Source organism: Rhodococcus sp. NPDC059969 (assembly GCF_042738325.1).
Classification (GTDB): Bacteria; Actinomycetota; Actinomycetes; order Mycobacteriales; family Mycobacteriaceae; genus Rhodococcus_F.
Genome location: NZ_JBHWUF010000009.1, coordinates 226,766 through 243,483, shown reverse-complemented (window position 1 = coordinate 243,483; position 16,718 = coordinate 226,766). Strand labels below are relative to the sequence as shown.

The following is a 16,718-nucleotide window of genomic DNA, read 5'->3' as shown; positions in this document are numbered from 1 at the left end:
CCCCGAAAGGCCTTACCGCTCGACTTGCATGTGTTAAGCACGCCGCCAGCGTTCGTCCTGAGCCAGGATCAAACTCTCCGTTGAAGACTCTAGATTTCGCAGGCAAGCCCACTAATCAGTCATAGACAAAAAGAGTCAAATCACTAGCAAAAAAACTCAACTAGCAAAAAATGTGTCGGCAACCATTCAGACGGAAGAATGAACAATCACCGAAGAAAAATACTCACACCCCGAACATCAGAACCGAAACCCGAAGGCCCGGAACATCATCCGACATGCGAAGTACCAAAAAATATTTGGCACTGACATTCATCGACACACTGTTGAGTTCTCAAAGAACACGCACACACCATCACTTCAACCAGGTTGAAAGCTCCGGGGCAAGGGTTACAATCTTAGCTTGTTCGCTCCAGGGAAGCAAGTTCCCGCTGAGCGTGATTGTCTCCGACTTCGTCCAACCGCGTGTCCCCGGCCTGTCGGTCGGGGTTGGTGTCCGTGTCGCTCTGACTTGGACAAAGTTACGCGAATGAAAACTGAGCGTCAAACGTGCAGGTCGCAGGTGTTCGTCAGGTTAAATCCGCTGGTAGCCCGCCCGCAGGCGGGCCACCAGCGGCCACAGGAGCCCCGCAAGGCGACTGTGACCCCACACACGTCAGTTCGGAAGGATTTTCACGCCGGCGAAGTTGCGCTTTCCGCGCCGGACGACCAACCAGCTGCCGTGAAGCAGATCGGATGCGGTGGGCTCCCAGTCGTCGGCCGACACCTTCTGGTTGTTCACCGAAGCGCCGCCCTCTTTCACTGCGCGTCGAGCAGCTCCCTTGCTCTCACACAAACCGCTCGTCACGAGCAGATCGATGATCGTGCGCGGCTCCCCCGGCGCCAATTCGCTGACAGATGCTTCTTTCAGCGCCGCGGCGAGCGTCGACTCGTCGAGTTCCGCCAGCTCCGCCTTGCCGAACAACGCCTGGCTGGCGAGCTCGACAGCACGGGTGTTGTGTTCTCCGTGAACCAAGGTCGTCATCTCCGCGGCGAGTCGCTTCTGCGCTTCTCGCGCATGCGGCCGCTCCGCCGTTGCAGTCTCCAACTCCGCGAGTTCGTCCGCAGTGAGGAAGGTGAACCAGCGCAGGTACTTGATCACGTCGGCGTCGCCAGTGTTCACGAAGTACTGGTACCAGGCGTACGGGCTGGTCATCTCGGGGTCGAGCCACAAACTGCCGCCACCGGTCGATTTTCCGAACTTTTTGCCATCGGCCGAGGTCACCAGCGGAACCGTCATTGCGTGCACGCTCTCACCGTCGACACGACGGTTGAGTTCGACGCCGGCAATGATGTTGCCCCACTGATCGGACCCGCCGACCTGCAACGTGCAGCCGAGATCGCGCCGCAGGTGCAGGTAGTCGTTGGCCTGGAGCAGCATGTAGCTGAACTCGGTGTACGACATGCCGTCCGATTCGAGGCGACGCTTGACGGTGTCGCGCGCGAGCATCACGTTCACGGAGAAGTGTTTGCCGACATCACGCAAGAAGTCGATGGCCGACATCTTGCCGGTCCAGTTCATGTTGTTCTCGATGACCGCACTCGTCGGCGAATCGTCGAAATCCACGAATCGTTCGAGCTGATCACGGATGCGACCCGCCCAGTCTGCGACGGTGTCGGCGGAGTTCATCGTCCGTTCCCCGACGTCACGGGGGTCACCGATCAAGCCCGTTGCACCGCCGGCAAGAACGATCGGGCGGTTGCCTGCACGCTGAAAACGCTTGAGCGCAAGGAGCGGAACCAGGTGGCCTGCGTGCAGACTCGGTCCGGTCGGGTCGAACCCCGCATACAGCGTGACCGGTCCGGCCTCGAGATCTTTACGCAAAGCGTCGAGATCGGTTGATTGGGCGATCAGCCCGCGCCAGGTCAGTTCGTCGAGAATATTCTCAGTCACGGACTCGATCATCCCATCTTCACGAAACGGCCGGTGCTCGCGGGCTTCGGCGATACGCGGACACCGCCGGGGAGTCCGGAATCCAGAGGCGCCACGGGACCTCCGCCGCGGTGCTGACACCCACCCGCGGTCCGCTCACCCATTCCTTCGACTCCCCCAATTCGAGCCGAATCCGCGACGCCGGGTCGAACACGTCTGTTCCGTTGTCCCCCAGCGTGATTGCGGCGGAAGCGCCGAGATTACCTGGCCCTCTGGCCCATTGGTGAGACGGCCGGTCCGGCGATCTCCGTGCGGACACCACATCGTGGCCGGCTTCGATTTCAGCGGCGCGGAGCAGAACACCGCCCGCGACACCATCCGGGCCGTACGAGATGTTCATGCAAAAGTGCATTCCGTAGCTGCGGTAGACGTACAGACGCCCCGCCCGCCCGAACATCACGCTGTTTCGCGGCGTTTGCCCCCGATACGAATGCGCTGCCGGATCCGGCCAGGGCCCGTCCTTCTCCCCGCCGTAAGCCTCCACCTCGACAATTCTCAGAGCGACCTCGTCGACGATCAGGGTCGAGCCGAGAACCGCCAAGCCCGCTTCCAACGGGTTTTTCACATTTACCAAGGTCTCGATACTCACCCTTCGATTGTGCCCACACCGTTGACTCGCCTGTCGGCCGAGTCGCATAATTCAACAAGTGATGAATTATTGAAACGAGGCGCACAGTGACCACAACGCCGGCAATAGACATCCGCGGACTCCGAGTCATTCGCGGCAAACACGAAGTACTCCACTCGCTTGACCTGCAAGTTTCGGCGGGATCGATCACCGGACTGCTCGGACCCTCCGGTTGCGGCAAAACAACCCTCATGCGCGCGATAGTCGGAACGCAGATTGTCGAAAGTGGTGAGGTCAGAGTCCTGGGAGATCGCGCCGGGTCCGTCGCCCTTCGCCGTCGGATCGGGTACGTCACCCAATCCCCCAGTGTCTACGGCGACCTGACGGTCACGCGAAATGTTCAGTATTTCGGCGCTCTGTACGGAAAATCCGGCGCAGACGTCGCAGCAGCGGTCGACGCCGTCGGATTGAGCCGATATGCCGACCAGACCGCAGCCGACCTGTCCGGAGGTCAACGCGGTCGAGTTTCGCTGGCATGCGCGCTGGTGGCGTCACCTGATGTGTTGATCCTCGACGAACCGACCGTCGGGCTCGATCCAGTCCTTCGCGTCGAATTGTGGGAACGATTTGCCGACCTCGCTCGCAGCGGAACCACCCTGTTGGTCTCGAGCCACGTCATGGACGAGGCGGACCACTGCGCAGAACTGATTCTGATGCGCGACGGGTACCTTCTCGCGCAACTCACCCCTGACGAACTGCGCGCAAAAACCAGATGTGAACGGCTCGAGGACGCCTTTCTCGAGCTGATTCGGACTTCACCCGTCGGAGGCGAAATATCATGAGCATCAGGATCTTCGGTGCTACTACCGTTCGAATTCTGCTTCAGCTCCGCCAAGATCACCGTACGGTGGCCATGATCTTGTTGGTCCCGTCGTTACTGATGATTCTGCTCTACTTCCTCTACCAAGACGTCCCGACGCCACCCGGCCAGGTTTCGCTCTTCCAACGAGTGGCGATCACGATGTTGGGAATCTTGCCGTTTGTCGTCATGTTCCTGGTCACGTCCATCGCGATGCAACGCGAACGCAGTTCAGGCACACTTGAACGCCTGCTCACCACTCCGATGGGCAAACTCGATCTTCTCGCCGGATACGGTGCAGCATTTTCACTCTCCGCAGCCGCTCAAGCAGCTCTCGCGTGCGCGGTAGCTTTCGGATTTCTCGGGCTCACCATCGCTGGCAGTCTTGCGTGGGTCATCGTCATCGCAGTTCTCGGCGCGATCCTCGGCGTTGCTCTTGGTCTGTTGGCCAGTGCGTTCGCGAAGACCGAATTCCAAGCAGTGCAGTTCATGCCTGTCGTAGTGGTTCCACAGCTCTTCCTCTGCGGACTCCTGGTACCTCGTGACCAATTGCCGACCTGGCTCGAATGGATCAGCAACGTCCTCCCCTTGAGCTACGCCGTCGACGCGCTTCAACAAGTGTCGATGCATGCCGACGCGACAGGTCAGATGTGGCGTGATCTCGCCGTCATGGCGGGCTTTGCCGCCGCCGCACTATCGCTGGCCGCAGCCACACTCGATCGCCGCACTCCATGACCGACAACAGCACCGCGCCGACGCCGACTCGTTCGGGGCGACGACCGGGCAAGTCGGAGACTCGCGCGCAGATTCTCGATTCGGCGCGACGAGAGTTCTCCCGGAACGGTTTTCGAAGAACTACCGTTCGATCGATAGCCGCGGCCGCTGACGTCGATCCAGCTATGATTCATCACCATTTCGGGAGCAAGGAGCAGTTGTTCACCGCTGCGATCGCGCTACCGATCGATCCAGCACAGGTACTGGGACCGGTTCACACCTCCCCGACCGAAAATCTCGGCGAAAGCCTTCTCCGGGAGGTGATCGGGCTATGGGATTCGGAACATCAGCCGGCGATTCTGGCGGCTTTTCGATCAGCCATTTCCGGAGACGGATCGCAACTGATCCAGAGCTTTCTGCTCGATATCGTATTGCGCGACATCATTCCGCGGGTGGACACACCACCCGGCACCGGCCTGATCAGAGCAGAATTGGTGGCCTCTCAGATGGCCGGGCTGCTGGTCACGCGATACGTGCTCGGACTCGAACCGCTCGCGACGTTGAGCGTCGACGCACTGGTACCGCTGGTAGCTCCGAACCTCCAGCGGTACCTCACCGGCGAGTTGCCGATCTAGCCTTCGGCCCGTGCGAGCAACTTCTCGTGCTCGTCGTCGGCCACATCGCGTGCCTCGTCGATCAACAGAACAGGAATACCGTTCTCGATCGGATACGCGCGCCGCAAACGGGGGTTGTAGAGCAACTCGTCCCCGACCAGCAGCAGCGGGCCCTTGTCCTGGGGGCAGGCCAGAATGCTGAGCAACGTCGAATCAATAGCCACGTGAGTCCTCTCGAACCGATCAAACAGAATGTCCTCAGGCTACCGTGCTCCGGTGCCCACCCTCGTCGGCATCAACTGCGCGGCAATTGCCTTGGTCAGCCGCTTGTACGACTGCGTCTCGGAATCGAGGAACCAGGTCCGTGGCCCCGGCGCCGGCAGTCCGGCCGCAGCCAAAGCAGTAGCGCTCGGACGGTACGACGAGCCCACCGGGATCTCGTCCACCACGTGCACGATGTCCGGACGAGCGTCGAAAGCGATGCGCGAGAGCGCCTCTGCAAGCTCGGCAGATCGGAACTGCCGCCCCGGACGCCAGGTCACGGCAGCGACCGCCAACTGATGCGGTGCGTCGCCGACGCCGTACGCGACAGCAAGATCTACCCGCGCAACACTCGACAAAGCGTCGACGATCGGCTGGGTGAACACGGGACCGCGGAGGGTGGAAATGACCGTGTTCTTGTGATCGATCAGCCAGTAGTCGCCGTCGCCGTCTCGGCGGAAGAGATTCTCGGTGGGAATCCACGAATCGCCGGCTTGGAAGAGACCTCGCATGGCGCCGCCCGAGAGATCGGCGGTGAATCCCGCGCGCCCGAGCAGCAAACCGACCTCATCTTCGGCGCACTCACGGACAAACCCGTTGCCGTTTTCGAGGAGCCGACCACTGAGGGGGTCGTAGGCCGCCAATCGAACCTGCGCGCTACCCGGCAGCGGGCGACCCTTGGAGCCGACTTTGGAGCCCGCGACGTTGGCGAGAATGACGTCGCCTTCGGTCGACGCATAGAACTCGAGCACCTGCGCGGGGTCGAACGCCTCCGTGGTCCGTTTCCACAGACCATGGGGCATTCCCGAACCGATGAACAGGCGGACCGGATGGCTGCCGTCGATGAGAAGAAGATCCTCGTCGAGGATCTCGCGCATCATCGACCACGTGTAACTCACGACCGTCACGCCGTAGCGGTGGATTTCTTCGACGAACCTCGCCGGGTTCAGTCCGCGTGAGAGAGCAATCCGGGAACCACCCGCCATTGCGCCACCGATAGTCGCGAGCAAACTCGACGAATGGTGGAGCGGCGCAAGGCAGTACACGGTGTCACCGCGATCGAGATCGGCCGCCGTGGCCGTGCCGAAGGCCGACAATGCCCACCGGTAGTTGGTGATCTGCTTGGCTTCGAGCACACCGCCGGATTCCGCGAAGATGATGAACGCGAGTTCGCGGGCGACACCGGGATCCGGTCGGTACCACCCGGGCAGATTGACCTTCGTCGGATCGATTTGTTCGAGATCGATCACGTCGTGCGACGGATCCACCTCGAGGCCACGGGCATCGCCGCCGCCGAGAACCAGAACAGGCCTACCGGTAACCACTGCGGCATCGACGTTCTCCGGATCGGTGATGATCCGATCGACCGATCCCAGCTTGACCGCCGCCGTGATGTCGGACCCTGGCGGAAGCATGACCGCGACGGCACCGAGGCGCGAGAGAGCCGCGATGGCCGCGAGCGCGCTGGGACGGGTCTCCATCAAGACACCGACGTGTGCTGCCGGACGCACGCCCACGGAGATCAATCCACGTACGACATTGTCGATGCGGGCGTTGACCGCTTCGTAGGTGTGCACGCGATTGTCGAAGAGGAAGCACTCGCCGTTCGGCGCCTTTCGACGCTGCTCCGCGAGCAATTGGCTCAGGGAGATCTTGGTGTGCGGCTGAATTTGGTTGAGCCGCGCCAGACGTGGCAACGCGCGCGCTGCCTCGCCGGACAACTCGAAAGTGCCGCGCAGGGCACCGGCGGCAAGGTCACTGATTCCCTTGGTGACGCCTGCCCCTACTTCGGCGACCGAGGCGACGGTGTGGATGATCCGATTGCTGATCGACACACCGGTCTGGTCTTCGAGATCGGCGCCGTAGACCATGTTCGCGATGCGGTCCGGGAGCGGCCCACCCGTTTCGGTCCACTGCACGAATTCACCGGTTGTCGGCCAGGTGTGATTGGCCGCGGTGGAACCGACAACCAAACCGAAATGACCTGCGCGCAAAGTAGATTCATAGACCTTCGCCCGAGGAGCCGCTTGACTGATACCGCGAACCGCCTGCGGCTGACCGATGTCGTCGACCTCGCCGACAAACGCCAGGATGGGGCAGGTGATTTCGGCGAGAGAGACCAATTGATCCTTGATGACAAAACCGCCGGTCATCATCCTGTTGTGCACGATGAACTGCTTGAGCAGTTCGGCAACTGCGGGCCCCGACCACGCAACCCAACCCTCGGTGGCGAGGAAGCGTCGCTGCTGCTCTCTCGGTAGCAACGCCTCACGGTCGTGCAGTTGAAGCAGGAAGTCGACGCGCATCTTCAGCGACTTCACGGGATCGAGCAACTGGAACCCGGTACGAGCCATCCATCCGGTGACTGCCAGGCGATTGAAGACGTGATCGGCGAGGAAATCCGCACCCTTGGTAGCCAATCCGGCCGGGATACCGAAAGGCAATGCAGCGAGTGTGTCGACCGGGCTGCCGAAGGTGATGACACTGGCTATGTTTCGGCTGCGTCGGTAGGCAGCCGCCTGATAGGCGAACATTCCACCCTGCGAGTAACCGGAGATGTGAACATCTTTACCGGTGTGACGGCGGATGTGATCGACGATGTCGCTGAGAGCGATGATGTGATCGGCAAGATTGCGATCCCAACCGCCCTCTTCGGAGTCGGGCGAACCGAAATCGACGACCCAAGGGTCAAGGCCCATCTCGTGCAGAATTCCCACAGCGCCCTGGTCGCGGGTCACGTCGTACACGTTCGCCGACATCATCATCGGCGGGATCAGCAAGATCGGTGCGCCGACGGTTTCCGGGTCACTGTCCGGGAAGTAGCGCCGGAGCCGATACATCGCTGCGCGTTCGACGATCTCGAACGGCGACGTGGTCGCATCCGTTTCCAACCCACCCAACCGGACGACCTCGAGGCCGTTTTGTGCTGTCGCAACCACCCGACGAATCGGGCCCAGCACAGACTTGGAATTCAATCCCACCATTTCACTCCCAAGTTACTCACCATGTGACGTCAGTCTCATTTTTCCCGCGCGCGACAAGCCTACTGACGACGAATACGCGTACGCGGTCAGGGAGCAAATTCTGCTCCCTGACCGCGTACGACCGAAGGACTACTGCCGAAAAGAGAGGGACGACACTCGCGACCTCGAGGTCAGAGTGTCCATCCCCGCAGCGACTGCGCCACTGCTCGGACTCCGTCCAACTGCTCTGCCACCCGCACCCCCGCGGTGCCGCCCCGTGCATTACGCGAAGAGATGGAACCCTCGACTGTCAGCACCTCACGAACAGCGGGCGTCAGCGCGCTGTCGACGTCGGCCAGTTCCTCGTCCGTGAGATCTTCGAGTCCGACGCCCCGAGCTTCGGCGACACGCACACACGCTCCGGCTGCCTCGTGTGCAACCCGGAACGGCACGCCCTGACGCACCATCCACTCCGCGATGTCGGTGGCCAACGTGAACCCCGCCGGAGCAAGTTCCGCCATACGCTCGGTGTGGAACTCGAGAGTCTGCACCAGACCGGTGATGGCCGGGAGCAACATCTCGAGCTGCGCAACCGAGTCGAAGACCGGTTCCTTGTCCTCTTGCAGATCGCGGTTGTACGCCAGCGGCTGAGCCTTGAGCGTCGCCAACAATCCGGTGAGGTTACCGATCAAACGACCCGACTTACCGCGCGTGAGTTCCGAGACATCCGGATTCTTCTTCTGCGGCATGATCGACGATCCCGTGGACCACGCGTCGGCAAGAGTGATGTAGCCGAACTCCGGTGTGCTCCAGATGATGATCTCTTCCGCCATACGGGAGAGATCGACACCGATCATTGCGAGCACGAACGCTGCCTCGGCTGCGAAATCACGCGAAGCCGTTGCGTCGATCGAGTTCTCGGCCGAGCTGTCGAACTTCAGTTCCGCCGCAATCGCTTCGGGATCGAGTCCGAGTGAGGAACCGGCCAGTGCACCGGAACCGTACGGGGACACCGCAGCTCGCACGTCGAAGTCGCGAAGGCGTTGCACGTCCCGCAACAGTGGATGTGCGTGAGCGAGCAGGTGATGCGCCAACAGGACCGGCTGAGCCGCCTGCAGGTGCGTCTTGCCCGGCATCACGGCATCCGGATGCGCCCCGGCCTGAGTCGCCAATGCGTCGACCACGTCGAGAACGCCGGTGGAGATGCGGCGGACCGCATCGCGAAGCCACATGCGGAACAGCGTGGCCACCTGGTCGTTACGCGAACGACCAGCACGCAGGCGTCCACCGACCTCAGGCCCGACACGCTCGATCAGACCGCGCTCGAGTGCGCCGTGTACGTCCTCGTCCGAATCGCTGGGCCCGAAGGCGCCACTGGCGACATCTGCCGCCAGACGGTCGAGACCGTCGAGCATCGTCGCGAGGTCGGCTTCGCTGAGCAGGCCGGCCTTGTTCAGCACACGCGCATGCGCCTGCGACGCCCGCACGTCGTACGGAGCGAGGACCCAGTCGAAGTGAGTCGACTTGCTCAGCGCCGCCATGGCAGCGGCCGGTCCGGACTCGAACCGTCCGCCCCACAGCGCGCCTTCGTTGGTGCCGTGTTTCTGAGCGTCTCCGTCACCGTGAGCCGTCATGGCTCAGAGTCCCAGATCGCGCTTCGCGGCGACCTTCGACGACAGACCGTGGATCTCGACGAAGCCCTTCGATGCAGACTGGTCGAAGCTGTCGCCCTCGTCGTACGTCGCGAGGTTGAAGTCGTAGAGCGACTCCGGGCTGCGACGACCGTTGACGGTGATGGCTCCACCGTGCAGGAAGAGACGGATGTCACCGGTGACGCGTTCCTGCGTCTTGTCGACGAACGTGTCCAGTGCGTCCTTGAGGGGCGAGAACCAGAGGCCGTCGTAGACCAGCTCGGACCAACGCTGCTCCATCTGACGCTTGTAGCGACCGAGTTCGCGTTCGAGGGTGACGTGCTCGAGTTCCTGGTGTGCGGTGATGAGAACCATCGCGCCGGGAGCCTCGTAGATCTCACGGCTCTTGATGCCCACGAGACGGTCCTCGACGACGTCGAGGCGGCCGACGCCCTGAGCGCCTGCGCGCTTGTTCAGTTCCTGAATGGCTTCGAGAACCGATACCGGGCGGCCGTCGATGGCGACCGGGCGGCCCTTGTCGAAGCTGATGATGAGCTCGTCGGGTGCATTCCAGTTGACCGTCGGGTCCTGGGTGTAGTCGTAGACGTCCTTCGTCGGCGCGTTCCACAGATCCTCGAGGAATCCGGTCTCGACGGCGCGGCCCCAGACGTTCTGGTCGATCGAGAACGGCGACTTCTTGGAGACGTTGATCGGGATGTTGTTCTCTTCGGCGAAGGCGATGGCCTTCTCGCGGGTCCAGGCGTAGTCGCGGACCGGTGCGATGACCTGCAGGTCGGGTGCGAGGGCGCCGAATCCGACCTCGAAGCGAACCTGGTCGTTGCCCTTACCGGTGCAACCGTGCGAGACGATGGTGCCGCCGTGCGAGCGTGCAGCTTCGACGATGTGCTTGACGATCAGCGGACGGCTGATGGCCGAGACGAGCGGGTAGCGGTCCATGTACAGGGCGTTGGCCGCGATGGTCGGCAGGCAGTACTCGTCCGCGAACTCGTCGCGGGCGTCGACGACAACGGATTCGACTGCGCCGCAGTCGATCGCGCGCTGACGCACGACCTCCATGTCCTCGCCACCCTGCCCCAGATCGATGGCGACGGCGACAACTTCAGCGCCCGTCTCCTTACCGATCCAACTGATGGCAACAGAAGTGTCCAGCCCGCCCGAGTAGGCGAGTACGACGCGATCGGCCATGGTTTTTGTGCTCCTTCGGTTGAAAATCTCTATCAAAGAATAAGGGGTCAGGCGAGCGATTCGATCATGGCCGCGAGTTCCGCTCCGGAAAGCGGTTCCCGGGCCACTACGAAGATGGTGTCATCTCCGGCGATCGTGCCTACGATGTCCGGCATCGAGGACCGATCCAGTGCGCTCGCGAGGTAGTGCGCGGCTCCCGGCGGTGTCCGGAGGATCGCCATGTTGCCGCTGAAATCGGTGGAGACCAACAGCTCACCCAACAGCCGTGAGAGGCGGTCGGTACCGCCGGCCACACCGCGTACCGGGTTCCCGTCCTCCGGCACCACGTAAACACCGGCGCCGCCGTCGGCGGCACGCAGTTTCACCGCTCCCAGCTCTTCGAGGTCACGCGAGAGCGTCGCCTGCGTTGCCTCGATGCCCTCGGCACCGAGCAAGGCCGCCAGCTCCGTCTGACTTCGGACGGGGTGAGCCGCCAGAAGCGCGATGATGCGCGACTGGCGACCAGCCCGAGTGGGAGCGACGCTCACGCCGGGTCCAGTTGGGTTCGCTGTTCCAGCAGCCACACGAGCAATGCCTTCTGGGCGTGCAGACGGTTCTCCGCCTCGTCCCAGACAACACTCTGCGGCCCGTCGAGAACCTCGTCGGTGACTTCTTCGCCGCGATGTGCGGGCAGGCAGTGCAGGACGACGGCCTTCGGATCTGCCTTTGCGAGCAGCTCCTTGTTGATCTGGAACGGACGGAAAGGTCCGACCCGATCGAGTCCGTCGTTCTCCTGACCCATAGAGGTCCAGGTGTCGGTGACCAACGCGTCGGCGCCGACGACGCCGGCCTGCGGGTCCTGCGTCAGCGTGATGGTCGCGCCGGTTTCCTCGGCGCGTTTGCGTGCTGCTGCCACTACCCAGTCCGCCGGTTCGAAGCCCGCGGGGCTGGCAATGGTGACGTCGATGCCTGCGGTGACTCCGCCGAGCATCAGTGAGTGAGCCATGTTGTTGGCGCCGTCACCCAGGTAGGTCAGCTTCAGCCCCTTGAGCTCACCCTTCTGCTCGATCAGCGTTTGCAGATCGGCCAGAACCTGACAGGGGTGAAACTCGTCCGACAACGCGTTGACGATGGGAATGGTTGCGCCCGTTGCCATCTGCTCCAAGCGCTTCTGGCCGAACGTGCGCCACACGACGGCGTCGACGTAGCGGGAGAGAACGCGTCCGGTGTCCGCCAGCGTCTCTTCACGCCCGAGTTGGGTGCTGCGCCCGTCGACGACGACGGCGTGGCCGCCCATCTGTGCGATGCCCATCTCGAACGAGAAACGTGTACGCGTCGAGTTCTTCTCGAAGATGACGCCGACTCCGCGTGGACCCTCGAGTGGACGCCGAGCGAACGGGTCCTTCTTGAGAATCGCAGCGAGTTCCAGAACTTCGGCCTGCTGCGCCGGAGTCAGATCGTCGTCCCTGAGAAAGTGTTTCACCACGGTAGTCACTTCTCCCCCGGCTGGTCAGCCGATAGTGCACTGTCGAAGATGGCAGGTAGTGCTGCCACGAAGGTTTCGGCCTGCTCATCCGTGAGGATCAGCGGCGGCGCCAACCGGATTACTCCGGGTTGCGCTGCATTCACAAGGTACCCGGCTTCGCGGGCTGCATTTTCCACCGCCGGCGCGACGTCCTCGGTCAGCACGACACCCAGCAACAGTCCTGATCCCCGTACGTAGTCGACCAACGGATGGCCCAGATCTTCGATGCCAGTCGAGATCGACTTACCCAAACTGTCCGCGCGCGAGATCAGGTCCTCCGCTGCAATGGTTTTCAGCACGGCAAGTGCAGCCGCGGCACACACCGGATTTCCACCGAATGTCGTCCCGTGCTTACCCGGCCCGAACAACTCTGCCGTTGCTCCGGTCGCGATGCAGGCGCCGATCGGCATTCCACCGCCGAGCCCCTTCGCAAGCGTGATGACGTCGGGAACGATGCCGACGGCCTGATGGGCGTAGAACCAGCCCGTCCGTCCGATGCCGGTCTGCACTTCGTCGAGTACGAGAAGCGCACCGCGTTCGGCGGTGATCCGCCGAGCCTCCACGAGGTATCCCTCCGGTGGCACCACGACGCCGCCCTCACCCATGATCGGTTCGAGGAACACAGCGGCGGTGTCGGAATCGACGGCCCGCTCGAGTGCCTCGACGTCGCCGTACGGCACGAACTCGACACCGGCAGGCATCGGTTCGAACGGCGCCCGCTTGGCAGGCTGACCCGTCAGAGCGAGTGCGCCCATCGTGCGACCGTGGAAAGAGCCCTCGGCTGCGATGATCTTCTTCCGGCCGGTGGCGCGAGCGAGCTTGAAGGCAGCCTCGTTCGCCTCGGTACCGGAGTTGCAGAAGAACGCGCGCCCGCTCACGTTGCCGAGATGAGCGAGCAGCTGCTCCGCCAACTCGACGACCGGCTCGCTGGCGTACAGGTTGGACACATGGCCCAGTGTCGTCAACTGTGTCGTAACTGCCTCGACGACGGCCGGATGCCCGTGTCCGAGGATGTTGACGGCGATTCCGGCCAGGAAGTCGACGTACTGCTTGCCGTCGGCGTCGGTGAGGACGGCCCCGTCACCGCGAACGAGAGCAACCCGGGGTACGCCGTAGTTGTTCATCAGCGAAGCGGACCACCGCTGCTGGAGATCGATCGTGCTCATGGGGTAACTCCCTGCTGGGGACCGGCGACCGAGGAGCCCGGCACGACCATCGTGCCGATTCCTTCGCCGGTGAAAAGTTCGAGTAGGACTGAATGTTCGAGCCGGCCGTCGATCACGTGCGCCGACGGCACACCTCCGCGCACCGCGCGAAGGCAGGCCTCCATCTTGGGCACCATGCCGGCATCGAGACTCGGCAACAACTGAGCAAGGGCGTCGGTGTCGATTTCGGTGGCCAGCGAGGATCGGTCCGGCCAATCGGTGTACAGGCCCTCGACGTCGGTGAGGACAACGAGCTTCTCGGCACCGATCGCCTCGGCCAGTGCGGCAGCAGCGGTATCGGCGTTGATGTTGTGGACGACACCGTCGGCGTCGGGTGCGATGGTCGAGACCACCGGAATACGTCCTGCCGCAATGAGATCGAGTACCGCGTCCGGGTTCACGGTGGTGACGTCTCCGACCAGACCGATGTCGGTCTGCTCCCCCTCGACCGTAACCGTGCGTCGAGTAGCGGTGAACAGGTGCGCATCTTCACCGGAGATACCGACCGCGTAAGGACCGTGCGCGTTGATCAAGCCGACGAGTTCACGGCCGACCTGACCGAAAAGCACCATCCGCACGACATCCATCACCTCGGGCGTCGTCACACGGAAACCACCGCGGAACTCACCCTTCATGCCAAGGCGTGCCAGCATCGCATTGATCTGCGGGCCACCGCCGTGAACGACGACGGGATGGATGCCGACAGTCCGCAGAAACGCCATGTCGGCGGCAAATGCCGTCTTGAGCGTCTCGTCGATCATGGCGTTTCCGCCGTACTTGACCACGACCACCTTGTCGCGGAATCGCTGCAGCCACGGCAGCGCGTCCGCAAGGACATGTGCCTTCTGATGCTCGCTGATGACGGGATACGTCTCGGTCATGACGAGTACGCCGAGTTCTCTTCGACGTAGGCATGCGAGAGGTCCGTGGTGCGAATGCTCACGGACTCGTTGCCGATTCCCAGATCGATGTCGAGTTCGATGTCGATCCCGCTCAGGTCGACCTCACGTGCCCCCGGAGCGCCGACGCCGTCGATGCAGACCGGACTCCCGTTGAAGGACACACTGATTCGGTCTGGATCGAGCTCGATGGGAGCGATACCCACTGCTGCGAGGACGCGGCCCCAGTTGGGGTCGGATCCGAAAAGCGCCGTCTTGACCAAGCTGTCCCGAGCAACGGTCCGGGCGCCGATCAGCGCGTCGGATTCGGACGCTGCGCCGCGAACCGTCACCTTGACCCGCTTGGTGACGCCCTCGGCGTCGGCCATCAACTGATCGGCGAGGTCGTCACACACTGCGAATACTGCGGCGTTGAGCTCGTCCTGGGTCGGCGCCACACCGCTGGCACCGGAGGCCAACAGCAGAACCGTGTCGTTGGTGGACGTCGCGCCGTCGACGTCGAGACGATCGAAGCTCAGGTGGGTGGCGGCGCGCAACGCGGTGTCGAGCTGCTCGGCCGTTGCGACGGCATCGGTCGTGACGACGCACAGCATGGTGGCCAGCGCAGGCGCGAGCATGCCTGCGCCCTTGGCCATTCCGCCGACGTTCCACTTGTTCGCGTGGTGCAGCGACGCCTGCTTCGGCACGGTGTCCGTGGTCATGATCGCGTATGCCGCGTCGGTGCCGCCGGAGATTCCGCCGGCAAGTTCGTGCACGACCTCAGTGACACCGGGGATCAGCTTGTCCATGGGCAACCGGTCACCGATGAGTCCGGTGGAACAGACGGCGACCTCGATCGCGCCCGTCTCGGTTCCCCAATTGCTCAGTGCCGAAGCAACTTCCTCGGCAGTCTTGTGTGCATCCTGGAATCCACCCGCGCCCGTGCAGGCGTTCGCGCCGCCCGAGTTGAGCACCACCGCGCGCAGCTTGCCCGTCGTCAGGACCTGCTGAGACCACAACACCGGAGCCGCCTTGACCTTGTTCAGGGTGAAGACGCCGGCAGCGGCCAGATCAGGGCCCTCGTTGAGCACCAGTGCGAGGTCCGACTTGCCACTCTTCTTGATACCGGCAGCAATTCCGGCACCGCGGAATCCGGCAGGTGCGGTGACGCCCTGTGTACGGAGCAGACGTCCCCCGGCGACGTGAACCACGTCGGATTCGGTTGGGTTGTCGATCTGCTGCGGATTGTCGGTGCTCACGGAGCTACTCCCACGGTAGAGAGACCTGCGGTCTCGGGTAGGCCAAGGGCAAGGTTCATCGATTGCACAGCGCCACCGGCGGTGCCCTTGGTGAGATTGTCGATTGCCGAGATGACAACGAGCTGACCGGCGTCGGCATCCACGGTGACACCGATCTGTACTGCGTTGGATCCGATCACGGCGCCGGTCTGCGGGAAGACTCCGGCAGGCAGCACGTGGATGAACGGCTCGTCGTTGTATGCCTTTTCATAGACTTCGCGTGCCTGCTCTTCGGTCGCGGTGGTGGCCGCCGTGCAGGTCGCGAGGATACCGCGCGGCATGGGCGCGAGGACCGGAGTGAACGACACTGTGATGTCCTTGCCGCCTGCTGCCGAGAGATTCTGAATGATCTCAGGGGTGTGGCGATGCACGCCGCCGACGCCGTATGCGCGGACCGAGCCCATGACCTCCGAACCCAGCAGATCAGCCTTCGGCGCCCGGCCGGCGCCCGAAGTGCCACTGACCGCAACCACGTTCACGTGTGAGTCCACGATCCCCGCGGCAACGGCGGGGGCCAGCGCGAGGCTCGCCGCCGTCGGGTAGCAGCCCGGAACGGCGATGCGGGTTGCGCCTACCAACTTCTCGCGGGCGCCGGGCAGTTCAGGAAGCCCGTAGGGCCAAGTGCCGGCATGAGTGCTCTTGTAGTACTTCTCCCAGGCTGCGGAATCTTGCAGCCGGAAGTCCGCACCGCAGTCGATGATGACCGTCGATTCGGGCAGCAGCTTGGCGTACTGAGCCGAATTTCCGTGCGGGAGACCGAGGAAGACGACGTCGTGGCCCGAGAGAATTTCGACAGTGGTCTCTTCGAGTACCCGCGAAGAGAGTGGGAGCAAGTGCGGGTGATGCTCACCGAGCGTCGAACCGGCGTTGCCACCGGCGGTCAGCGAACCGATCACCAGAGTGCCGTCGGTATAGGAGGGGTGCCCGAGAAGCAGACGCAGAACCTCACCACCGGCGTACCCACTGGCGCCGGCAACGGCGACTCTGATCGGCTTGCGTGTGTTCTCGGTCGTACCACCTTCAGTCATGTCACACAGTATGCATCATT

General features: G+C 63.0%; 15 protein-coding genes and 1 rRNA gene. 3 read left to right on the top strand and 13 right to left on the bottom strand.

All coding sequences use genetic code 11. From position 1 onward, the window contains the following. The 3 genes from ACFWAD_RS23315 to ACFWAD_RS23305 form a co-directional block, all read right to left on the bottom strand. Nucleotides 1–84, bottom strand: a 16S ribosomal RNA gene (locus ACFWAD_RS23315); the annotation flags it as partial. Nucleotides 85–652: 568 nt separating this feature from the next. Next, the gene (gene tyrS, locus ACFWAD_RS23310; RefSeq protein ID WP_378548160.1) at nt 653–1,930 is read right to left on the bottom strand and encodes a tyrosine--tRNA ligase; all 1,278 of its coding nucleotides are present in this window, start codon (nt 1,928–1,930) and stop codon (nt 653–655) included. Nucleotides 1,931–1,949: 19 nt separating this feature from the next. Then, the gene (locus tag ACFWAD_RS23305; protein ID WP_378548157.1) at nt 1,950–2,558 is read right to left on the bottom strand and encodes a DNA-3-methyladenine glycosylase; all 609 of its coding nucleotides are present in this window, start codon (nt 2,556–2,558) and stop codon (nt 1,950–1,952) included. An 86-nt stretch (nt 2,559–2,644) separates the two neighbouring features. On the opposite strand from ACFWAD_RS23305, the gene ACFWAD_RS23300 reads away from it, so the two are divergent. Genes ACFWAD_RS23300 through ACFWAD_RS23290 form a run of 3 tightly spaced genes read left to right on the top strand, consistent with a single transcriptional unit; the run spans nt 2,645 to nt 4,745 of the window. Beyond that, nucleotides 2,645–3,379: an ABC transporter ATP-binding protein gene (locus ACFWAD_RS23300; RefSeq protein ID WP_058037510.1), complete on the top strand. Its 735-nt coding sequence runs from the start codon at nt 2,645–2,647 to the stop codon at nt 3,377–3,379. Then, on the top strand, nt 3,376–4,131 hold the full coding sequence (locus ACFWAD_RS23295) for an ABC transporter permease (protein WP_003944033.1): 756 nt from the start codon (nt 3,376–3,378) through the stop codon (nt 4,129–4,131). Before ACFWAD_RS23300 ends, ACFWAD_RS23295 begins: the two co-directional genes overlap by 4 nt. Then, nucleotides 4,128–4,745 carry a TetR family transcriptional regulator gene (locus ACFWAD_RS23290; RefSeq protein WP_378548152.1) on the top strand — a complete coding sequence of 206 codons (618 nt, stop codon included), beginning with the start codon at nt 4,128–4,130 and terminating at the stop codon, nt 4,743–4,745. The genes ACFWAD_RS23295 and ACFWAD_RS23290 overlap by 4 nt, the downstream gene beginning before the upstream one ends. On the opposite strand, the gene ACFWAD_RS23285 is transcribed toward ACFWAD_RS23290, so the two are convergent. The 10 genes from ACFWAD_RS23285 to argC all read right to left on the bottom strand — a co-directional run bounded on the left by ACFWAD_RS23285 (nt 4,742) and on the right by argC (nt 16,698). After that, nucleotides 4,742–4,948, bottom strand: a complete 207-nt coding sequence (locus ACFWAD_RS23285; protein WP_003944045.1) for a Trm112 family protein — start codon at nt 4,946–4,948, stop codon at nt 4,742–4,744. The genes ACFWAD_RS23290 and ACFWAD_RS23285 overlap by 4 nt on opposite strands. A gap of 39 nt (nt 4,949–4,987) precedes the next feature. Continuing rightward, nucleotides 4,988–7,969, bottom strand: coding sequence for an acyl-CoA synthetase (locus tag ACFWAD_RS23280; protein ID WP_378548149.1), 2,982 nt, complete (start codon nt 7,967–7,969; stop codon nt 4,988–4,990). 170 nt (nt 7,970–8,139) lie between these two features. Next, complete coding sequence (gene argH, locus ACFWAD_RS23275) at nt 8,140–9,582, bottom strand: argininosuccinate lyase (RefSeq protein WP_378548146.1); 1,443 nt, start codon at nt 9,580–9,582, stop codon at nt 8,140–8,142. Nucleotides 9,583–9,585: 3 nt separating this feature from the next. Continuing rightward, nucleotides 9,586–10,785: an argininosuccinate synthase gene (locus ACFWAD_RS23270; protein WP_003944066.1), complete on the bottom strand. Its 1,200-nt coding sequence runs from the start codon at nt 10,783–10,785 to the stop codon at nt 9,586–9,588. A 47-nt stretch (nt 10,786–10,832) separates the two neighbouring features. After that, nucleotides 10,833–11,312 (bottom strand): arginine repressor, encoded by a 480-nt coding sequence (locus ACFWAD_RS23265; protein WP_007736224.1) that lies wholly within the window; start codon nt 11,310–11,312, stop codon nt 10,833–10,835. Then, entirely contained in the window at nt 11,309–12,259 is a 951-nt protein-coding gene (argF, locus tag ACFWAD_RS23260) for an ornithine carbamoyltransferase (protein ID WP_021334039.1), read from the bottom strand. The genes ACFWAD_RS23265 and argF overlap by 4 nt, the downstream gene beginning before the upstream one ends. After that, a complete protein-coding gene (locus tag ACFWAD_RS23255) occupies nt 12,256–13,455 on the bottom strand; it encodes an acetylornithine transaminase (protein ID WP_378548143.1) in 1,200 nt (399 codons plus the stop codon). Before ACFWAD_RS23255 ends, argF begins: the two co-directional genes overlap by 4 nt. Continuing rightward, the gene (argB, locus tag ACFWAD_RS23250; RefSeq protein ID WP_378548140.1) at nt 13,452–14,375 is read right to left on the bottom strand and encodes an acetylglutamate kinase; all 924 of its coding nucleotides are present in this window, start codon (nt 14,373–14,375) and stop codon (nt 13,452–13,454) included. Before argB ends, ACFWAD_RS23255 begins: the two co-directional genes overlap by 4 nt. Continuing rightward, nucleotides 14,372–15,631: a bifunctional glutamate N-acetyltransferase/amino-acid acetyltransferase ArgJ gene (gene argJ, locus ACFWAD_RS23245; protein WP_378548137.1), complete on the bottom strand. Its 1,260-nt coding sequence runs from the start codon at nt 15,629–15,631 to the stop codon at nt 14,372–14,374. The genes argB and argJ overlap by 4 nt, the downstream gene beginning before the upstream one ends. Continuing rightward, nucleotides 15,628–16,698 (bottom strand): N-acetyl-gamma-glutamyl-phosphate reductase, encoded by a 1,071-nt coding sequence (gene argC, locus ACFWAD_RS23240; RefSeq protein WP_378548134.1) that lies wholly within the window; start codon nt 16,696–16,698, stop codon nt 15,628–15,630. Before argC ends, argJ begins: the two co-directional genes overlap by 4 nt. Between the last annotated feature and the right edge of the window lie 20 nt (nt 16,699–16,718).